Here is a 16,748-nt window from a genome sequence, read left to right as displayed (position 1 = left end):
CCGGTATGGATCAGAAGCCCAGGTTCTCGGGCCCGAAGGAGGCCGGCAGCAGCTCGTCCAGCGTGAAGCTGCGCCGCAGTCCCTCCGGGCCACAGACATGGATCCGTGTATCGGGGGCCGCGAACTCCCGCAGGCGCTGGCGGCAGCCGCCGCAGGGTGTGCACAGGCCGCCATCCCCCTCGCCCCCGCCCATCACCACCACCTCGGCGATCCGGCGGTCGCCGGCCGCCACCATCATGCCGATCGCGGAGGCCTCGGCGCACTGGCCCTGGGGATAGGCGGCGTTCTCGACATTGCAGGCGGCGTAGATCTGCCCGGATTCCGACCGCAGGCAGGCCCCGACCTGGAACCGGGAATAGGGGGCGTAGGCGCGGCCCATGACCTCGCGCGCGGCCGCGATCATGGCATCGAGATCGCTCATTCCTTCTTTCGCCCGCCTCGCGGCGGGCCCTCCCGGCGGCGGGACGCCGCGGGGCAAGAAGACACCGACCAGGCGCGCTCCCTCAAGGGGAAATGCGGCCCCGCCGGGGGCTTACCTTCGGCGCCGGTCTGCGGCAGGCTGCCGGGTGGGGCGGAGGGGGATGGAGCCCATGGCGGAATCGGCAGGCAGGGATGGTGGGAGGCCGGCAGCGGGCGACGGCTGGATGTCGCTCCGCCGCGACGCGGAGACCGGCATCGAGACGATCCGCGCCCATTTCAAGGGCCACGCCTATGACCCGCACGATCACGACGACTTCCTGGTCGGCGTCACCGAGCAGGGCGTGCAGGAGTTCCGCTGCCGCCGGAGCGTGCATGTCAGCACGCCCGGGCGCGTGATCCTGATCGAGCCCGGCGAGGTGCATGACGGGCGCGCGCCGCGCGACGACGGCTTCACCTATGCCATGCTGTACCTGCCGGCGCTCCTTTTCGCGGCGCCGGCGGAATATTCCCGCGCGCCGGGGTTCCGGCACACCCTGGCCGACGATCCCGCGCTGGCGGCGATCATCCGCTCCGCCTTCCAGGCGGTCCATGGCGGCGAGGGGCGGCTTGCCCGCGATCTCGCCCTCGACCGGCTGAGGGCGCATCTCGCCGGACACGTGGCGCCGGAGCTGCCCGGGCGCCGCATTGGGTTTTCGGCGGCGGCGGCGCGGGCGCGCGATGCGCTTCATGCCCGGATGGCCGAGGATCCCGGCCTCGAGGAGCTGGCGGCGCTGGCGGGGGTGGACCGCTTCCGGCTGAACCGGCTCTTCCGCGAGGCGTTCGGTCAATCGCCGCACGCCTATCTCGTGCGGCTGCGCCTGAAGGCCGCCCGGCGGCGCCTGGCTGCGGGCGAGAGCCCCGCGGCCGTCGCGGCGGAGGTGGGCTTCGCCGACCAGAGCCATCTGGGCCGTTGGTTCCGGCGCGCCTACGGCATGACTCCGGCGGCCTACCGCCGCATCTGCACGAACGTTCCAGACTGACGGCCCGCCTTCCGCCAGGGTTGCGGCGAAGGAGGCCCAGAATGTTTGACACCAAGGTTGCCGTGATCGTCCGCGCGGATCTCGCGGTCTGGCAGAAGCTCAACGTGGCGGCGTTCCTGGCGACGGGGGTCGCGGCGGCGGCGCCGGACGCCATTGGCGAGCCTTATGTGGACAGGTCTGGCCGCGTCTACGGCCGCATGCTCGGCCAGCCGATGCTGGTCTTCGCGGCCGACAGGGACGGGCTCCAGTCGGCGCATCGCGAGGCGCTGGCGCGCGGGCTCAGCGTCATCCCGTATGTGGCCGCCATGTTCTCGACGGGGCACGATGCCGCCAACCGCGCCGTCTTCGCGTCCGAGGATCCCGAGGACCTGGACCTCGTCGGCCTCGCGCTCAGGGGCGCCAAGAAGGCCGTGGACAAGGCGACCAAGGGCCTCGCGCTGCACGGCTGAGGGCCCGGTGCCGGCCGGCCCTTTCCCGGCGCTGCCGGGGAAGGGTCGTGGCGGCGGGTGTGCAGCGCGCTCAGTTGGCGTAGGGCCGGAGGAAGTCCGTCCCGGCGAGCTGGATTTGGTCCTGGTCGGCCTCGGCCTTGGCGGAGACACCGGCGACCGGATTGCTGAAGTAGATCGGGTCGACGGCACGGTCGCCCCAGACCAACACGGGCGCGGCCTTCGTCTGCGCAACGGGGGCGGCCTGCTGGGCGGCGGCAGGGGCCTGAGCGGCACGGTCCTGGGCGGCATAGGAGCGCAGCGAGGCCGAGCCGTGGAACAGGTTCTGGCCGGAGGCGACGTCGCTGGCGACGGCGGGAGCGGCGCCCAGCAGGGCGGCGGCGATGAGAGCCGTGGAGAGGGTCTTCATGGCTGGGTTCCTTCTGCGAGAGGCGGCGTGCGCCGCTGATGAAGGAAAGCTAGACCCCATCCTTCTCCCTGCGTAGCCTATCATTCTCGATCGAATCCATCGATGAGAACGATAGATGCTCGACGCCCTCTCGCTGGACCAGCTACGCACCTTCATCGCCGCGGCGGAGGAGGGCAGCTTCTCGGCCGCGGGGCGCAAGCTCGGGCGGGCGCAGTCCGTGGTGAGCCAGACCCTGGCCAATCTCGAAGGGCAGCTCGGCGTCAGGCTATTCGACCGCAGCACCCGGCTGCCGCGCCTGACCGAGCAGGGGCGCGCGCTTCTCGCCGACGCGCGCGTCGTCGCCGCCGGGGTCGACGACCTCAAGGCCCGGGCGCGCGGACTGGCCGAAGGGCTGGAGCCTGAGCTCTCCGTGGTCATGGACGTCATGTTCCCCATGCCGATCCTCACGGAGATGGTCGGGTCCTTCCGCGAGGTGTTCCCGAACACGCCGCTGCGCATGCATGTGGAGGCGCTGGGCGCTGCCGTCGGGCCGCTTCTGGACGGCCGCTGCCGCATCGGCGTGATCGGTACCCTGCCCGATATTCCCGACATCATGGTGACGGAACCGCTGGTCGAGATGCCGCTGGTGATGGTCGCGGCGCCTGGGCATCCGCTGGCGGCCCATCGGGGCATCATCTCGCGGCGGCTGGCGAAGGACCATGTGCAGCTCGTCCTGACCGACCGCAGCCGGCTGACGGAGGGGAGGGATTTCGGAGTCGTCTCGTCGCAGAGCTGGCGGCTTGCCGATCTCGGCGCCAAGCATGCCTTCCTGCGCGCCGGCTTCGGCTGGGGCAGCATGCCCCGCGCGATGGTCGAGCCGGATCTCGCTGCGGGCGATCTCGTGGAGATCCAGGTCGAAGGCGCTGCATCGAAGATCGGGATGATGGCGGTCTACCGCCGTGATGCGCCGCCCGGCCCGGCAGGCCGCTGGCTGATCGACCGCCTGCGCCGCGGCTGAGCGCGCCGTTCAGGCGGATCACCGCGCCCTGTGGCTTCGTTGTCGCGGCGGCGATCCTCGATCCGCGTCTCGATTTTTGTTCCCCCGGCCGATGCCGGATTCGGGCATGTCACATCGTTGTTTCTGGAGCCGGAGGCCGCCGCTTGGCACCTCGGTGGGCTCGGACCGAGGGAGGAAGACGATGCAGCGCAGCCGCCGCGACCGCGAACGCTCGAAACGGATCCGCAAGGGCGTTCTCAAACTGGCGCTGGCCGCGGCCGTGCTGGGCTCGGCAAGCTACTACGCCTACGACACCGGCCGGCAGGTCTCGGCCAACGAGGCCGCGGCGGCCAAGGCCGAGGCCCAGCGCCTGGCCGAGGCCGGGCACCAGCAGGCTGAGGAGCAGGCGGAGCTGCGTGCCTCGCTCGCCGAAGCCCAGGCGAGCGCCGCACAGTATCGCCAGCGCTACGACGAGGTGGCGCCGGCCGCGGTCCGCGAGATCCTCGCCCGGGCCCAGGCCAAGCTGGCCGAGGGCGTCCCCGCCGAGCGGATCGCCTTCTTCGTGGCTCAGGCCCAGGAGGCCCGCGACTGCGCGCCCGTCGATACGCGCCGCCTGATCGTGCGGACCGAGAACTACGACGGCGCAAACACCTGGGTCCGCTTCGACGATATCGTTACCGTCTCCGCGGCCGGGGCCGCCGCCGAGGACGGCCGGGCCGGATGGTTCGATCCCGCCAAGCCCGTGACCGTGGCCTTCGCGCCGCTCGGCGGCCCGCGCCAGGAGATCAGCGGGAAGCTGCCGCTGCACCACGCCTTCGTCTACAAGAGCAAGGAATATCGCTTCGCGGCCGTGCCCGGCCGGCGCGGCTTCATGGAAGTCTCGGCCGACTGGTGCGAGCACTCCCTGACCGAGGAGCGGCACGCCGCCCGCGGCGGCTGATGCAACAGGCAGCCTGCGACGGCTGGCGCATATAGCCGCCCATGGCGGCTGGCGTATAAAGCCGTCTGCGGCCGGCGCGTCTCCGCGCGCCGTGCGACTCCATGCCCGAATTCCCGGCCCGACCCGTTCCGCCGGGGCGGTCGTCCCCATTCCGGGAACGGTTGCTCCCCCGCCTTTCTACGACGTGAGCCCGATGACCACTGCCTCCATGCTCCGCCGCCGTCTGGTTCCGGCGCTGCTCGCCGGTCTGCTGCTCGCCGCCGCGGCTCCCCAGCCGGGCGCCTTCGCCCAGGCGGCCCCCGCGGTCCAGGCCGAGACGGCCGACTTCAAGGGGCGCCTCGCGAAATGGCAGGCCACTCTCGCCAGGACGACGAACCGGGTCGCCGAGGGCGACCTTGCCAATGACGAGTACGAGGCCCTGCGGGGCGAGCTGGCGCAGATCCAGAAGGAAGCCCGCGAGGCGGCCGCGACCGTCATCGCGGCGCGCGATTCCGACCAGCAGATGCTGGCCTCGCTGGGCGCCGCGCCGGCCCAGGGAGAGCCGGCCGAGGCGGCCCCCGTCGCCACCGAGCGCAAGCGCCTGTCCCAGGCGATCGCCGAGTCCGAGGGGCGGGTCAAGCAGGTCGACCTGGTCGTCACCCGCATCGACATCCTGCTGCGCACCGCGGCCGACCAGCGCATGACCGAGCTGACGGAGCAGATCCTCAAGCGCGGCCCAGTGCCGCTCGCGCCTGCGAGCTGGGCCGCGCTTCCGGTCCAGGCAGCCTATGTGCAGGACAGGATCCGCGGCGCCTTCGCCTTCGTGCTGTCGGACGATGTATGGCGCGAGCGGATCTACGGTCTCGGCGGCCTCGCTGCGCTGGTGGTGCTGGTGGCCTGGCCGGCGCGGCGCTTCCTGCTGCGCCGATACGGGCACCGCGACGTGGCGGAGCGTCCGAGCTACCGGCAGCGGGTCGCCGCCATGGCCGTCGAGGCGCTGGCGCGCTGCCTGATCCCGGTCGTCCCAACGGTCGCCTTCACCACCTCGCTGGTGGGGCTGCTCCAGGGCCTGCCCGAGGCTGCGCCCGTCGCGGCTCTGGTCGCCGGCGTCTCGGGCGGCATCGTGTCCTTCTTCCTGACGACGGGTATCGCCCGGGCAACGCTGGCGCCGGACCACCCTGCGTGGCAGCTCGCCGAGCTGGACCCCGACAGCGCGCGTCGCCTCGTGCGGCGCATTGCCGTCGCCGCAATCGGCCTGGCGGCCGGCGGCACCGGCATCGCGCTGATCGAGGGCATGTTCGTCCCGCCGGAGCTCCGCTCGATCCTGGGCTTCGGCACCATGGCGGTGGTCGCCGCGGCGCTGCTGTCGCTCCTGCCCGGGCGGCTCTGGCTTTCGACGGCCGCGGCGGAGGCCGATTGCGGCTGCCCCGACCCCGCGGCCGACGCACCCCCGGTTGCCGAGCCGGTGAAGCCGCGCCCGGTCTGGCCGCGCCTGCGCATCCTGGTCGGCGCGGTGGCGCTCGCCTCGCTGGCGGCCGCGGGGGCGGGATACCTCGCGCTTGGGATCTACGCCTCGAAGCTGATGCTCGCCACGATCATTGTGGGCGGCATGCTGTTGGTGGCGCGCGGCATCCTGCGCGAGCTGCTGTGCATCCTGCTGGAGCGCGGCGGCCGGCTCGCCGAGGTCCGGGACATCGTCGCGGGCACCGGCGGCGGCCAGCAGGTCCTGGGCCAGGTCGGGCGCGCGCTGATCGACTTGGCTCTCGTCGCCGCCGCGGTGGCGCTGCTGATGCCGCTCACGGGCATGACGGTGTCCGAAATGCGCGGGGTCGCCGACACCTTCCTGCGGGGCGTCACGGTGGGCGGCGTGCGCATCGCGCCGGGCGACATTCTCTCGGCGGCGCTGGTCTTGGCCGCGGCCATCGCTGCGACGCGCTTCGTGCAGCGCCAGCTCGACGAGCGGATCCTCGGCAGCCTCGCCATCGACCTGGGCGTGCGCAACTCGATCCGGACCGGCGTCGGCTATCTCGGCACGACGCTGGCGGTCCTGGCCTCGGTCGGGACGCTCGGGCTCGATCTCTCGAGCCTGGCGATGATCGCAGGCGCCCTGTCCGTCGGCATCGGCTTCGGCCTGCAGAACGTCGTCAGCAACTTCATCTCCGGCCTGATCATGCTGGTCGAACGGCCGATCAAGGTCGGCGACTGGGTCGTCGTGAACGGGATGGAGGGCACCGTGCGGCGCATCAGCGTGCGAGCGACCGAGATCCAGACCTTCCAGCGCGCCTCGGTGATCGTCCCGAACTCCGAGTTCATCTCGAAGGCCGTCGTCAACTGGACGCTGAAAGACCGCACGACGCGCGTCGAAATCAAGGTTCGCGCGGCGTACGACTCCGATGTCCGCCTCGTCTACGATCTGCTCCTGAAGATCGGGCGGGAGCACCATCTCGTGCTGCGGACGCCGGAGCCGGCCGTGGTCTTCAAGGAGTTCGGGCCGAGCGCGCTGGATTTCGAGCTTCGGATCTTCGTCGCCAACACGGACTTCATCGTCGCGGTGCGCAACGAACTCCGGATGCGGATCCTCGAGGAGTTCCGCGCGCACGGCATCCAGATGCCCTTCGACCAGCAGATCGTGCACATGCCCAAGGTCGAGGCGCTGCTCCAGGAGATCGCGGCGACCCCGCGCCGCAAGACGGTTCCGAGCCCCGTCGATGCCGCCCCGGCGCCGGACGAGAGTGGCAAGATCGTTCCCATCGCGGAGAAGGTGCCGGCCGCCGCGGGATGATGGGGCATGCCGGCGCGCCGAGGTGGCCCGGCCGCGGTCCGGATTCCGGACCGCGGCAGACGCCGCCGCCGGTGGTATCGTGCGGCCATGGCAGGCTACGGTCAGTTCTGTTCGGTCGCGCGCGCCCACGAGGTTCTCGGTGGGCGTTGGACCCTGCTCGTCGTGCGCGAGCTTCTGTGCGGAAGCCGGCGCTTCAATGATATTCGCCGCGGCATCCCGCGGATCTCGCGCACCATGCTCTCGGAGCGGCTGCAGGCGCTGGCGCTGATCGGCGCGGTGACACGGGTCGAGGGCGAGCACGGCCCCGAATACGTGCTCACCGATGCCGGGAGGGAGCTCGACGGCCTCGTCGGCGGGCTCGGCACCTGGGGTCAGCGATGGCTGCCGCGGCGGGCGGCGGAGGAGGATCTCGACCTCGAGCCCCTGCTCGTGGACATGTGCAGACGCGTGCGCTTCGCCGCGCTGCCCGGCGATCCCCTCGTGGTCCGGTTCGAGATCCGTGGCCAGCAGGCACGCTTCATGCTGCTCAGGGCGGCCGAGGCGTCGCTGTGCACGCACAACCCCGGCTTTCCCGAGGCCCTGCGAATCCACGGTCCGCTCGCAGCCCTTGCCGCGTGGTGGCGCGGCGACCTCGGCTTCCCGGAGGCCCGGCGCATGGGGCTCGCGGTCGAAGGGGCGAGGCCCCTCGCGCGCGCCTTCCCGGACTGGTTCGAGCGCTATCTCTTCGCCCACATCGCTCCCGCCGCCGTCGCCGGCGCAGGGTCAGGGCCATGACCCTTCGGGTCGTTCGCCTCGGCACGCCGCGGCTTCCGGCCGAGGGCACGCGGATTGGCACCGTGCGGCGGCCGCCCCGCGGGGTCCGGAAGGAGCGCTATGCGGCCGAGGACTGGTTCGATGTCTGGTACCCGGATCTGGCGCCGATCCCGGAGCTGATGGCGTGGGGCAGGGACGCAGCGACACCCGAGGACTGGGACAGGTTCATCCGGGCTTTCCGTGCCGAGATGGAGGAGCCGACGCCCAGGCGGACGCTCGACTTGCTGGCGGCGCTCTCGCACGGCGCCGATTTCTCGGTCGGCTGCTACTGCGAGGACGAGGCCCGGTGCCACCGCTCGGTCCTCCGCGCCCTGCTGGCCGAGCGGGGCGCATCGATCGGCTGAGCCGGCGCCTCGCGCGGGGGTTCGGATTCCGGACCCCCGAATGCGCCGCGGGGAGATCACAAAGGCTTCCATCGCGCCGTTCTGGCGTACGGGGGAGGAAGCCATGTCCTGGGAATCGCTGCTTGCGCTGTGCGGCTATGCCTTCGTCACCTCGGTGACGCCGGGGCCGAGCAACTTCATGCTGCTTGCCTCGGGCGCGAATTTCGGCTTCGCGCGGAGCCTTCCGCAGGTGCTCGGGATCACGGCCGGCTTCAAGGCGCTGCTGCTGGGCATGGGCCTCGGCCTGGGCGCGCTGCTTGCGGCCTTTCCGCCGCTGCATGTCGGGCTGAAGGTCGCCGGAGGGGGCTATCTCCTGTATCTCGCCTGGCGCATCGCCACATCGCGCGCGATGGCCGGGCCAGACGGAGCTGCTGCGGGCGCAGGTGCTGCGGGCAGGCCTCTGACCTTCCTGGAATCCGCGGCGTTCCAGTGGATCAACCCCAAGGCCTGGGTGGTGGCCGCCACGGCCATGGCTGTCCACGCCAGCCCCGACGCGCCGGTATCCTCGGCCGTCGTGATCTCCGCCGCCTTCGCGCTGGTGAACCTGCCGAGCGTCTCGGCCTGGGCCGCCTTCGGGCTGCTCCTGCGGGGCTTCCTCTCCGACCCTGTGCGGCTGAAATGCTTCAACCTCGCTATGGGCGCGCTGCTCGCCGCGACGCTGTGGCCGCTGGTGGCGTGAGGGTCGCCCCGCCGGGAAGACGGGCTCGGCGGGGCGCGATGGAGCTTTGGCCCGAGTCTTGCTGTCCTCCGGGGCTGACCGTTTCCCCGGGATCACGCCTTGCGAATCCTCGTCGTCGATGAAAATCCGCACCGCTCGGCCGAGGTGATCGAAGGACTGCGTGCGGAGGGGCACGATATCGTGGCCGTGTTGGGGATCGCTGACGACCTGCGGCAGGCCATCGCCCGGCATGCCCCGGATATCGTGGTGATCGACCTGGAAAGCCCCTATCGCGACTATCTCGAGGACCTGATCTCCATCAACCGCGAAAGCCCGCGGCCCATCGCCATGTTCGTGGGCGAGGAGGATCGCGCCCTCAGCGCACGGGCGCTGGAGACCGGCGTCAGCGTCTACGCCGTCGACGGGCTGAGCGCAAAACTTGTGCACTCGGTCCTGGGCATCGCCGTCGCGCAGTTCAGCCGCCACCGGGCGCTGGAGAAGGAGCTGGAGCGCTCGCGCCTGGCGCTCGACGAGCGCAAGGTCGTCGAGCGCGCCAAGGGCGTCCTGATGTCGGGCCGAGGCCTCAGCGAGGAGGAGGCCTACAAGGCCCTGCGCAAGATGGCCATGGACCAGGGCAAGAAGCTCCGCGACATCGCCGAGGCGGTTCTGGCCCTGGCGGACGTGATACGCCGCTGAACCTGTCTGAAAAACAGGCTTCTTCCGCACCTGCGTAAAATCCGTGCAGGTGCTGCACTGCACTGCGGCATTCGCGGCTCCGGCACGCCTGTAGTGGCGTTCTTCGGGCGCGCCGCAAACCCAGGGAATCTCTTGCTTCGCGCATCCGCAGAAAAACTGGCACGCGGATTGCTAAGTTAGTCGGTGCCGGGCGGCAATGGCGCTGCTGGGCTGAGTGGACGGCGCCGAGGATGGCGACGTCCCTGTCATATCGCCGGCCAGCGCAGGGCCGGTCCGGGCAAAGGCGTCCGAATGGAGGGCAGTTCGCTGCTCCCGTTCCGGCGCCTTTTTTATTGCCCTACGACACCCCCGTCCGAGGTCCCCATGGTTGCAGACGCGATTCAGACGACAGCATCCGGCAACGAGGCGCCAGAGCGCCCGAGGCCGGTGCTGGGCTTCGTGCCCCTGGCCGATGCGGCGCCTCTGATCGTCGCGGCCGAGAAGGGGTTTTTCGCGGCGCAGGGGCTGGAGCCCGTGCTGGCGCGCCAGGCTTCCTGGGCCAACATCCGGGACCGGGTCGCGATCGGCGCGCTGGACGCCGCGCACATGCTGGCGCCGATGACGCTGGCCGCGCGCCTGGACCCCGGCCGCTTCGGGACGCCATTTCTGACGGCCTTCGCATTCAATCTCGGGGGCAACGCGATCACCGTCTCGGAGACGCTGTGGCGCCGGATGAGCGACGCCGACCCGGAGGCCATGGCCACCCACCCGGCCTCGGCCCGCGCGCTGAAGACCGTGATCGAGGCCGACCGCGCCGCAGGTCGGGAGCCGCCCGTCTTCGCCTCCGTCTTCCCGTTCAGCCCGCACAACTACGAGCTCCGCTACTGGCTGGCCGCGGGGGGCATCGATCCCGACCGTGACCTGCGCCTGACGGTCGTGCCGCCGCCGCGCATGGCCGAAAGCCTGCGCCTCGGCCTGGTCGACGGGTACTGCGTCGGCGAGCCATGGAACAGCCGCACGGTCGAGGCAGGGCTCGGCCGCATCGTGGCCACCAGCGGCGAGATCTGGTCCGGCCGCATCGAGAAGGTGCTGGGCGTGACCGAGGACTGGGCCGCCCGCCACCCCGCGACCCACCGCGCCCTGATCCGCGCGCTGATCGAGGCCGGGCGCTGGCTCGACGAGCCCTGCAACCACGCCGAGGCGGCGCGCCTGCTGGCCGCGCCGGGCTTCGTGGACGCGCCGGCCTCGATGATCGAGGCCTCCCTGGCCGGCCGGATCCGGCGCGCGCCGGGGGCGGCCCCCACCGCGGAGCCCGGCTTCTACGCCTTCCATCGGCACGCCGCCAACTTCCCCTGGCGCAGCCAGGCGGTCTGGTACCTGACGCAGATGCTGCGGTGGGGCCAGGTCGACCGTCCGCTGGACCTCGCGGCGACGGCCGATGCCGCGTTCCGCCCGGACATCTTCCGAGAGGCCGTGGCCGGCCTCGGGCTCGTCTGCCCGGTCTCCGACCACAAGCCCGAGGGGGCGCATGCCGGACCCTGGACCCTGGATGCGGGCGGAACGCCGATCGCCATGGGCCCCGACCGCTTCCTGGACGGCCGCGTCTTCGATGCGGCCGACCCGCTGAGCTACCTGCGCGACCTGCCCATCAAGAGCGATCGCGCGCCTTCCGCCGCCACCGGCGTCACAGCCGCCTGACCCCCCGCCTGACCCCCCGCCTGACCCCCCGCCAGCCACGTGCCGGCACGCATGAGCCCGCCAGCATGAGAAGGAGCCCGCCATGACCGACCGGACCCCGAACCCCTCCGCCCCCGCCGCGGCGCTCAGCCGGCGCACGCTCCTGAAATCCGGTGCGGCCGCGGTGGGCGCGGGCGCCCTGGCCCGTGCGGCCTTTCCGGGCGGCGCATGGGCGGCCGCTCTCGACACGCCCGAGACCACCCGGGCGGTGCTGGGCTTCATCGCGCTGACCGATGCCGCGCCGCTGATCGTCGCCCAGGAGCGCGGCCTCTTCGCCAAGCACGGCATGACCGAGGTCCAGGTCCAGAAGCAGGCGTCCTGGGGCACGACCCGCGACAACCTGGAGCTGGGCTCGACGGGCGGCGGGATCGACGGCGCGCACATCCTGACGCCGATGCCCTACCTGATGAGCGCGGGCCGGATCACCAAGAACAACATCAAGCTGCCCATGCATATCCTGGCCCGGCTGAACACCGACGGTCAGGCCATCTCGGTGGCGGCGTCCTATAAGGACCTGCCGGTGGGGCTCGACTCCTCGCCCCTCAAGGCCGCCTTCGCCGACGCCCGGAAGGCGGGCCGGGAGGTCAAGTGCGCCATGACCTTCCCGGGCGGCACCCACGATCTGTGGATCCGCTATTGGCTGGCCGCCGGCGGCATCGACCCCGACCGTGACGTCTCCACCATCGTCGTGCCGCCGCCCCAGATGGTCGCCAACATGAAGACCGGCACCATGGAGGCCTTCTGCGTGGGCGAGCCCTGGAACGCCCAGCTCGTCACCCAGGGCATCGGCTTCACCGCCGCGTCCACGGGCGAGCTGTGGAGCCGCCACCCCGAGAAGAGCTTCGCGCTGCGCGCCGACTGGGTCGAGAAGAACCCGAAGGCCGCCAAGGCCCTGCTGAGCGCCGTCCTGGAAGCGCAGATCTGGTGCGACAAGCCCGAGAACAAGGAGGAGATGTGCCGGATCATCGCCAAGCGGGAATGGTTGAAGATCGACGTGTCCGACGTGCTCGGCCGCGCGCGCGGCACCCTGGACTACGGGCGCGGCAAGGTCGTCCAGGACAGCCCGCACCTGATGAAGTTCTGGCGCGACCACGCCTCCTATCCCTTCCGCAGCCATGATCTCTGGTTCCTGACCGAGGACGTGCGCTGGGGCTACCTGCCGTCCTCGACGGACCTGAAGGCGATGGTCGCCGAGGTCAACCGCGAGGACCTCTGGCGCGCCGCCGCCAAGGGCCTGGACGTGCCGGCCGGCGAGATCCCCGGCTCGACCTCGCGCGGCGTGGAGACCTTCTTCGACGGCAAGGTCTTCGATCCCGAGAACCCCGGGGCCTATCTCGCCAGCCTTCCCATCGCCCGCGTCTGAGCGCCGCAAGCCCAGGAGACCGACCATGTCGGCCATCACCGAAACGCGCATCCTCGCTGGCGATTCCGCCGCCGGCCGTCTTCTCCGCCGGGCCGGCGGGCGTCTGCTCGACGCCCTGCGCGGCGTGCTGCCGCCGCTCGCGGCGCTTGTCCTCGTGCTGGGCGCCTGGCAGATCCTGTGCAGCCAGCCCGGCGCGGCGCTTCCCTCGCCCGCGAAGGTGGTCGCGGACACCTGGGGCCTGATCGCCGACCCGTTCTTCGACAACGGCGGCACCGACAAGGGCCTGTTCTGGCACCTGTCGGCAAGCCTGAAGCGGGTCGCGACCGGGTTCTCCCTGGCCGCGGCCGCCGGGATCCTGCTGGGCGTGCTGATCGGCCAGAGCCGGCTGGCCTTCAAGGGTCTCGATCCACTGTTCCAGGTCCTGCGCACGGTGCCGCCGCTGGCCTGGCTGCCGATCTCGCTCGCGGCCTTCCGGAACGCCGACCCCTCGGCGATCTTCGTGATCTTCATCACCGCGATCTGGCCGATCATCCTAAACACGGCCGTCGGCATCCGGCAGATCCCCGAGGACTACCGGAACGTCGCCCGCGTGATTCGGCTCTCGCCGCTCGAATACTTCTTCCGGATCATGCTGCCGGCGACGGTGCCCTACATGTTCACGGGCCTCAGGATCGGCATCGGCCTGTCCTGGCTCGCCATCGTCGCGGCCGAGATGCTGATCGGCGGCGTGGGCATCGGCTTCTTCATCTGGGACGCCTGGAACAGCTCGCTGATGAGCGAGATCGTCCTGGCGCTCGTCTATGTCGGCATCGTGGGCTTCGTGCTCGACCGCCTGATCGCCGGCGTGGGCCGGCTGGTCTCGGGTCGGCGCGTGGCCCGGAACTGAGGGAGGTCGTCATGACCGCCGCCTATCTCGGGATCGAGGGCGTCTCCATGGAGTTCGGCAAGGGCCGCGCCGCCTTCATGGCCCTCAAGGACGTCTCGCTGCGCATCGCGAAGGGCGAGTTCGTCTCCATCATCGGCCATTCCGGCTGCGGCAAGTCCACGGTCCTGAACATCGTCGCCGGCCTGCTGAAGAGCACGCGCGGCGGGGTCGTGCTGGAGGGCCGCGAGGTCGACGAGCCGGGGCCCGACCGCGCGGTCGTCTTCCAGAACCATTCGCTCCTGCCCTGGCTCAGCGTCTACGACAACGTCCGCCTGGCGGTCGACAAGGTCTCGGGCGCAAAGCGCAGCCGGGCCGAGAGGCACGACTGGGTCATGCACAACCTGCGCCTCGTCCACATGGAGCAGGCGGCGAGGAAGCTGCCGGACGAGATCTCGGGCGGCATGAAGCAGCGCGTCGGCATCGCGCGCGCCCTTGCCATGGAGCCCAAGGTCCTGCTGATGGACGAGCCCTTCGGCGCGCTTGACGCGCTGACCCGCGCGCATCTCCAGGACAGCCTGATGGAGATCCACTCGGCCCTCGGCAACACGGTGATCATGATCACCCACGACGTGGACGAGGCGGTGCTCCTCTCGGACCGCATCGTGATGATGACCAACGGTCCCGCCGCCACGATCGGCGAGGTGCTGGAGGTTCCGCTGGCCCGGCCGCGCGACCGCCTGGCGCTCGCCTCGGACCCCGACTACGCGCGCTGCCGCGGCGAGGTGATCCGCTTCCTCTACGAGCGGCACCAGCGTCCCGCGGCCTGAGCCCCGAAAGGCGATCCCATGAAGGAAAAGCTCATCCTCGTCGGCAACGGCATGGCCGGCGTGCGCACGCTCGAGGAGCTGCTCGCCCGGGCTCCCGACCGCTACGACATCACGGTCTTCGGCGCCGAGCCGCACCCGAACTACAACCGCATCATGCTGTCGCCGGTGCTGGCCGGCGAGAAGCGGTTCGAGGAGATCGTCCTCAACGACCGCGCCTGGTACGAAGCCAACGGGATCACGCTCGTGACCGGCGAGCGCGTCGAGTCCGTGGACCTGGCGTCCAGGACCGTGCTCTCGGCCGCAGGGCGCAGCATGGCCTACGACAGACTGCTGCTGGCGACGGGGTCGGACCCGATCATGATCCCCGTCCCCGGCCGCGACCTTCCGGGCGTCGTGACGTTCCGCGACCTCGCGGACGTGGATGCGATGCTGGCGGCCTCTGCCCGGGGCGGCGAGGCGGTGGTGATCGGCGGCGGGCTTCTCGGGCTCGAGGCCGCCAACGGCCTTGCCGCGCGCGGCATGAGGGTGACCGTCCTCCACCTGATGGCGACCGTGATGGAGCGCCAGCTCGACAAGGCGGCGGGCTTCCTGCTGCAGCGCGCGCTGGAGACCCGCGGGATCACAGTCCTGACAGGCGCGGATACCGGCGAGATCTACGGAACCGGCCGGGTCGAGGGCGTGCGCCTGAAGGACGGGCGTGAGATCCCGGCCGGGCTGGTGGTGATGGCGGTCGGCATCCGGCCGAGCACCGCCCTGGCCCGCGCGGCGGGCCTCGCGGTCGAGCGCGGCGTCGTGGTCGACGATCGCATGCTTACCTCGGACCCGGCGGTCCTGGCAGTCGGAGAATGCGTCCAGCATCGCGGCGCGACCTACGGCCTCGTCGCCCCGCTCTGGGAGATGGCGAAGGTGGCGGCCGACCAGCTCGCCGGCCGGGCCGACAGCCTCTACCAGGGCTCGGTGACCAGCACGAAGCTGAAGGTGACCGGGATCGACGTCTTCTCGGCCGGCCGCTTCGACGGCAGCGACGGCGAGGACATCGTGTTCCGCGATGCGGCCCGCGGGGTCTACAAGCGGCTGGTGGTCAAGGACGGGCGCATCGAGGGCGCCGTGCTCTACGGCGACGTCGCCGATGGGCCGTGGTACTTCCAGCTCCTGAAGGACGGGGCCGATGTCTCGGACCTCCGCGAGACGCTGATCTTCGGCCAGGGGGCGGGGGCCGCCGCCCGCGACCCTAGGGCCGCCGTTGCGGCGCTCTCCGACGAGGCGGAGATCTGCGGCTGCAACGGCGTGTGCAAGGGTAAGATCGTCTCGGCCATCGCCGAGAAGGGCCTGACGACCCTGGACGACGTGCGCAGCCACACGAAGGCCTCGGCCTCGTGCGGGTCCTGCACCGGGCTGGTCGAGCAGCTCCTCTCGCTCACGCTGGGCGACGGGTATGCCGCGGAATCCGCGACGGCCAAGCCCATGTGCAAATGCACGGCCCATCCGCACGACGACGTGCGGCGCCTGATCAAGGCCAAGAACCTGCGCTCGATCCCCGAGATCATGCAGGAGCTGGAATGGCGCACGGCAGAGGGTTGCGGCCATTGCCGCCCGGCCCTGAACTACTATCTGCTGGCCGCCTGGCCTGGCGAGTACGTGGACGATTCCCAATCGCGCTTCGTGAACGAGCGCGTGCACGCCAACATCCAGAAGGACGGCACCTATTCGGTGGTCCCGCGCATGTGGGGCGGCCTCACCAACGCCGCCGAGCTGCGCGCCATCGCCGACGTCGTGGACAAGTTCAGGATCCCGACCGTGAAGGTGACGGGCGGCCAGCGCATCGATCTTCTCGGCGTGCGCAAGGAGGACCTGCCGGCGGTCTGGGCCGACCTGAATGCGGCCGGGATGGTCTCGGGCCACGCCTATGCCAAGGGGCTGCGCACGGTGAAGACCTGCGTCGGCTCGGAATGGTGCCGGTTCGGCACGCAGGATTCCACCGGCATGGGCGTGAAGCTCGAGCGCATGACCTGGGGGTCCTGGGCCCCGCACAAGATCAAGCTCGCAGTCTCGGGCTGCCCGCGCAATTGCGCCGAGGCCACCATCAAGGACTTCGGCGTGGTGGCAGTCGACAGCGGCTGGGAACTCCATGTCGGCGGCAACGGCGGCATGAAGGTCCGGGCCTGCGACTTCCTGTGCAAGGTCGCGACCGAGGAGGAGGTGCTGGAGTATTGCGGCGCCTTCCTGCAGCTCTACCGCGAGGAGGCCCGCTATCTGGAGCGCACCGCGCCCTGGATCGAGCGCGTCGGCCTCGACTACGTGAAGCGCCGCATCGTCGAGGATGCCGAGGGCCGGCGCGACCTGCACGCGCGCTTCCTCTTCTCCCAGAGCTTCTCCCAGGACGACCCCTGGGCCCAGCGCGCGACCGGCGGCGTGGACCGCCACGAATTCTCGAAACTTGCCGAGGTGGGGTGAGC

16 protein-coding genes are annotated in these 16,748 nt (G+C 71.0%); 14 read left to right on the top strand and 2 right to left on the bottom strand.

Going from position 1 to position 16,748, the window contains the following annotated elements:
• Nucleotides 1-10: 10 nt before the first annotated feature.
• Complete coding sequence (gene cdd / locus JUB13_RS05740) at nt 11-421, bottom strand: cytidine deaminase (RefSeq protein ID WP_207477828.1); 411 nt, start codon at nt 419-421, stop codon at nt 11-13.
• A gap of 169 nt (nt 422-590) precedes the next feature.
• On the opposite strand from cdd, the gene JUB13_RS05735 reads away from it, so the two are divergent.
• Both JUB13_RS05735 and JUB13_RS05730 read left to right on the top strand, forming a co-directional pair.
• Entirely contained in the window at nt 591-1,439 is an 849-nt protein-coding gene (locus JUB13_RS05735) for an AraC family transcriptional regulator (protein ID WP_236024749.1), read from the top strand.
• A gap of 41 nt (nt 1,440-1,480) precedes the next feature.
• Nucleotides 1,481-1,888: a DUF2000 family protein gene (locus JUB13_RS05730; protein WP_207477827.1), complete on the top strand. Its 408-nt coding sequence runs from the start codon at nt 1,481-1,483 to the stop codon at nt 1,886-1,888.
• A gap of 70 nt (nt 1,889-1,958) precedes the next feature.
• Here the strand turns inward: JUB13_RS05730 and JUB13_RS05725 are convergent, their stop codons facing one another.
• On the bottom strand, nt 1,959-2,294 hold the full coding sequence (locus tag JUB13_RS05725; RefSeq protein ID WP_207477826.1) for a hypothetical protein: 336 nt from the start codon (nt 2,292-2,294) through the stop codon (nt 1,959-1,961).
• A 115-nt stretch (nt 2,295-2,409) separates the two neighbouring features.
• Here JUB13_RS05725 and JUB13_RS05720 point away from each other — a divergent pair, with 115 nt between their 5' ends.
• The 12 genes from JUB13_RS05720 (at nt 2,410) to nirB (ending at nt 16,746) form a co-directional block, all read left to right on the top strand.
• Nucleotides 2,410-3,291, top strand: coding sequence for a LysR family transcriptional regulator (locus JUB13_RS05720; protein ID WP_207477825.1), 882 nt, complete (start codon nt 2,410-2,412; stop codon nt 3,289-3,291).
• Between the two features lie 181 nt (nt 3,292-3,472).
• Nucleotides 3,473-4,210 (top strand): hypothetical protein, encoded by a 738-nt coding sequence (locus JUB13_RS05715; protein WP_207477824.1) that lies wholly within the window; start codon nt 3,473-3,475, stop codon nt 4,208-4,210.
• A gap of 193 nt (nt 4,211-4,403) precedes the next feature.
• Nucleotides 4,404-6,971 carry a mechanosensitive ion channel domain-containing protein gene (locus JUB13_RS05710; RefSeq protein ID WP_236024748.1) on the top strand — a complete coding sequence of 856 codons (2,568 nt, stop codon included), beginning with the start codon at nt 4,404-4,406 and terminating at the stop codon, nt 6,969-6,971.
• A gap of 87 nt (nt 6,972-7,058) precedes the next feature.
• The gene (locus tag JUB13_RS05705) at nt 7,059-7,745 is read left to right on the top strand and encodes a winged helix-turn-helix transcriptional regulator (protein WP_207477823.1); all 687 of its coding nucleotides are present in this window, start codon (nt 7,059-7,061) and stop codon (nt 7,743-7,745) included.
• Nucleotides 7,742-8,128, top strand: coding sequence for a DUF488 domain-containing protein (locus JUB13_RS05700; protein WP_207477822.1), 387 nt, complete (start codon nt 7,742-7,744; stop codon nt 8,126-8,128). Before JUB13_RS05705 ends, JUB13_RS05700 begins: the two co-directional genes overlap by 4 nt.
• 103 nt (nt 8,129-8,231) lie before the next feature.
• On the top strand, nt 8,232-8,846 hold the full coding sequence (locus JUB13_RS05695; RefSeq protein ID WP_207477821.1) for a LysE family translocator: 615 nt from the start codon (nt 8,232-8,234) through the stop codon (nt 8,844-8,846).
• A gap of 99 nt (nt 8,847-8,945) precedes the next feature.
• Nucleotides 8,946-9,521, top strand: a complete 576-nt coding sequence (locus JUB13_RS05690) for an ANTAR domain-containing response regulator (RefSeq protein WP_207477820.1) — start codon at nt 8,946-8,948, stop codon at nt 9,519-9,521.
• A 363-nt stretch (nt 9,522-9,884) separates the two neighbouring features.
• The gene (locus tag JUB13_RS05685) at nt 9,885-11,198 is read left to right on the top strand and encodes a CmpA/NrtA family ABC transporter substrate-binding protein (RefSeq protein ID WP_207477819.1); all 1,314 of its coding nucleotides are present in this window, start codon (nt 9,885-9,887) and stop codon (nt 11,196-11,198) included.
• Between the two features lie 82 nt (nt 11,199-11,280).
• On the top strand, nt 11,281-12,600 hold the full coding sequence (locus JUB13_RS05680; protein WP_207477818.1) for a CmpA/NrtA family ABC transporter substrate-binding protein: 1,320 nt from the start codon (nt 11,281-11,283) through the stop codon (nt 12,598-12,600).
• Between the two features lie 25 nt (nt 12,601-12,625).
• Nucleotides 12,626-13,486, top strand: a complete 861-nt coding sequence (gene ntrB, locus JUB13_RS05675; protein WP_207477817.1) for a nitrate ABC transporter permease — start codon at nt 12,626-12,628, stop codon at nt 13,484-13,486.
• 11 nt (nt 13,487-13,497) lie between these two features.
• Nucleotides 13,498-14,292, top strand: a complete 795-nt coding sequence (locus JUB13_RS05670; RefSeq protein WP_207477816.1) for an ABC transporter ATP-binding protein — start codon at nt 13,498-13,500, stop codon at nt 14,290-14,292.
• Between the two features lie 18 nt (nt 14,293-14,310).
• Nucleotides 14,311-16,746: a nitrite reductase large subunit NirB gene (gene nirB, locus JUB13_RS05665; protein ID WP_207477815.1), complete on the top strand. Its 2,436-nt coding sequence runs from the start codon at nt 14,311-14,313 to the stop codon at nt 16,744-16,746.
• Nucleotides 16,747-16,748 lie beyond the last annotated feature (2 nt).

The sequence above is a fragment of the Arenibaculum pallidiluteum genome (genome assembly GCF_017355985.1).
Taxonomy (GTDB): domain Bacteria; phylum Pseudomonadota; class Alphaproteobacteria; order Azospirillales; family Azospirillaceae; genus Arenibaculum; species Arenibaculum pallidiluteum.
The sequence above is the reverse complement of the archived record's forward strand: the minus strand, read 5'-3'. Positions and strand labels throughout refer to the sequence as shown.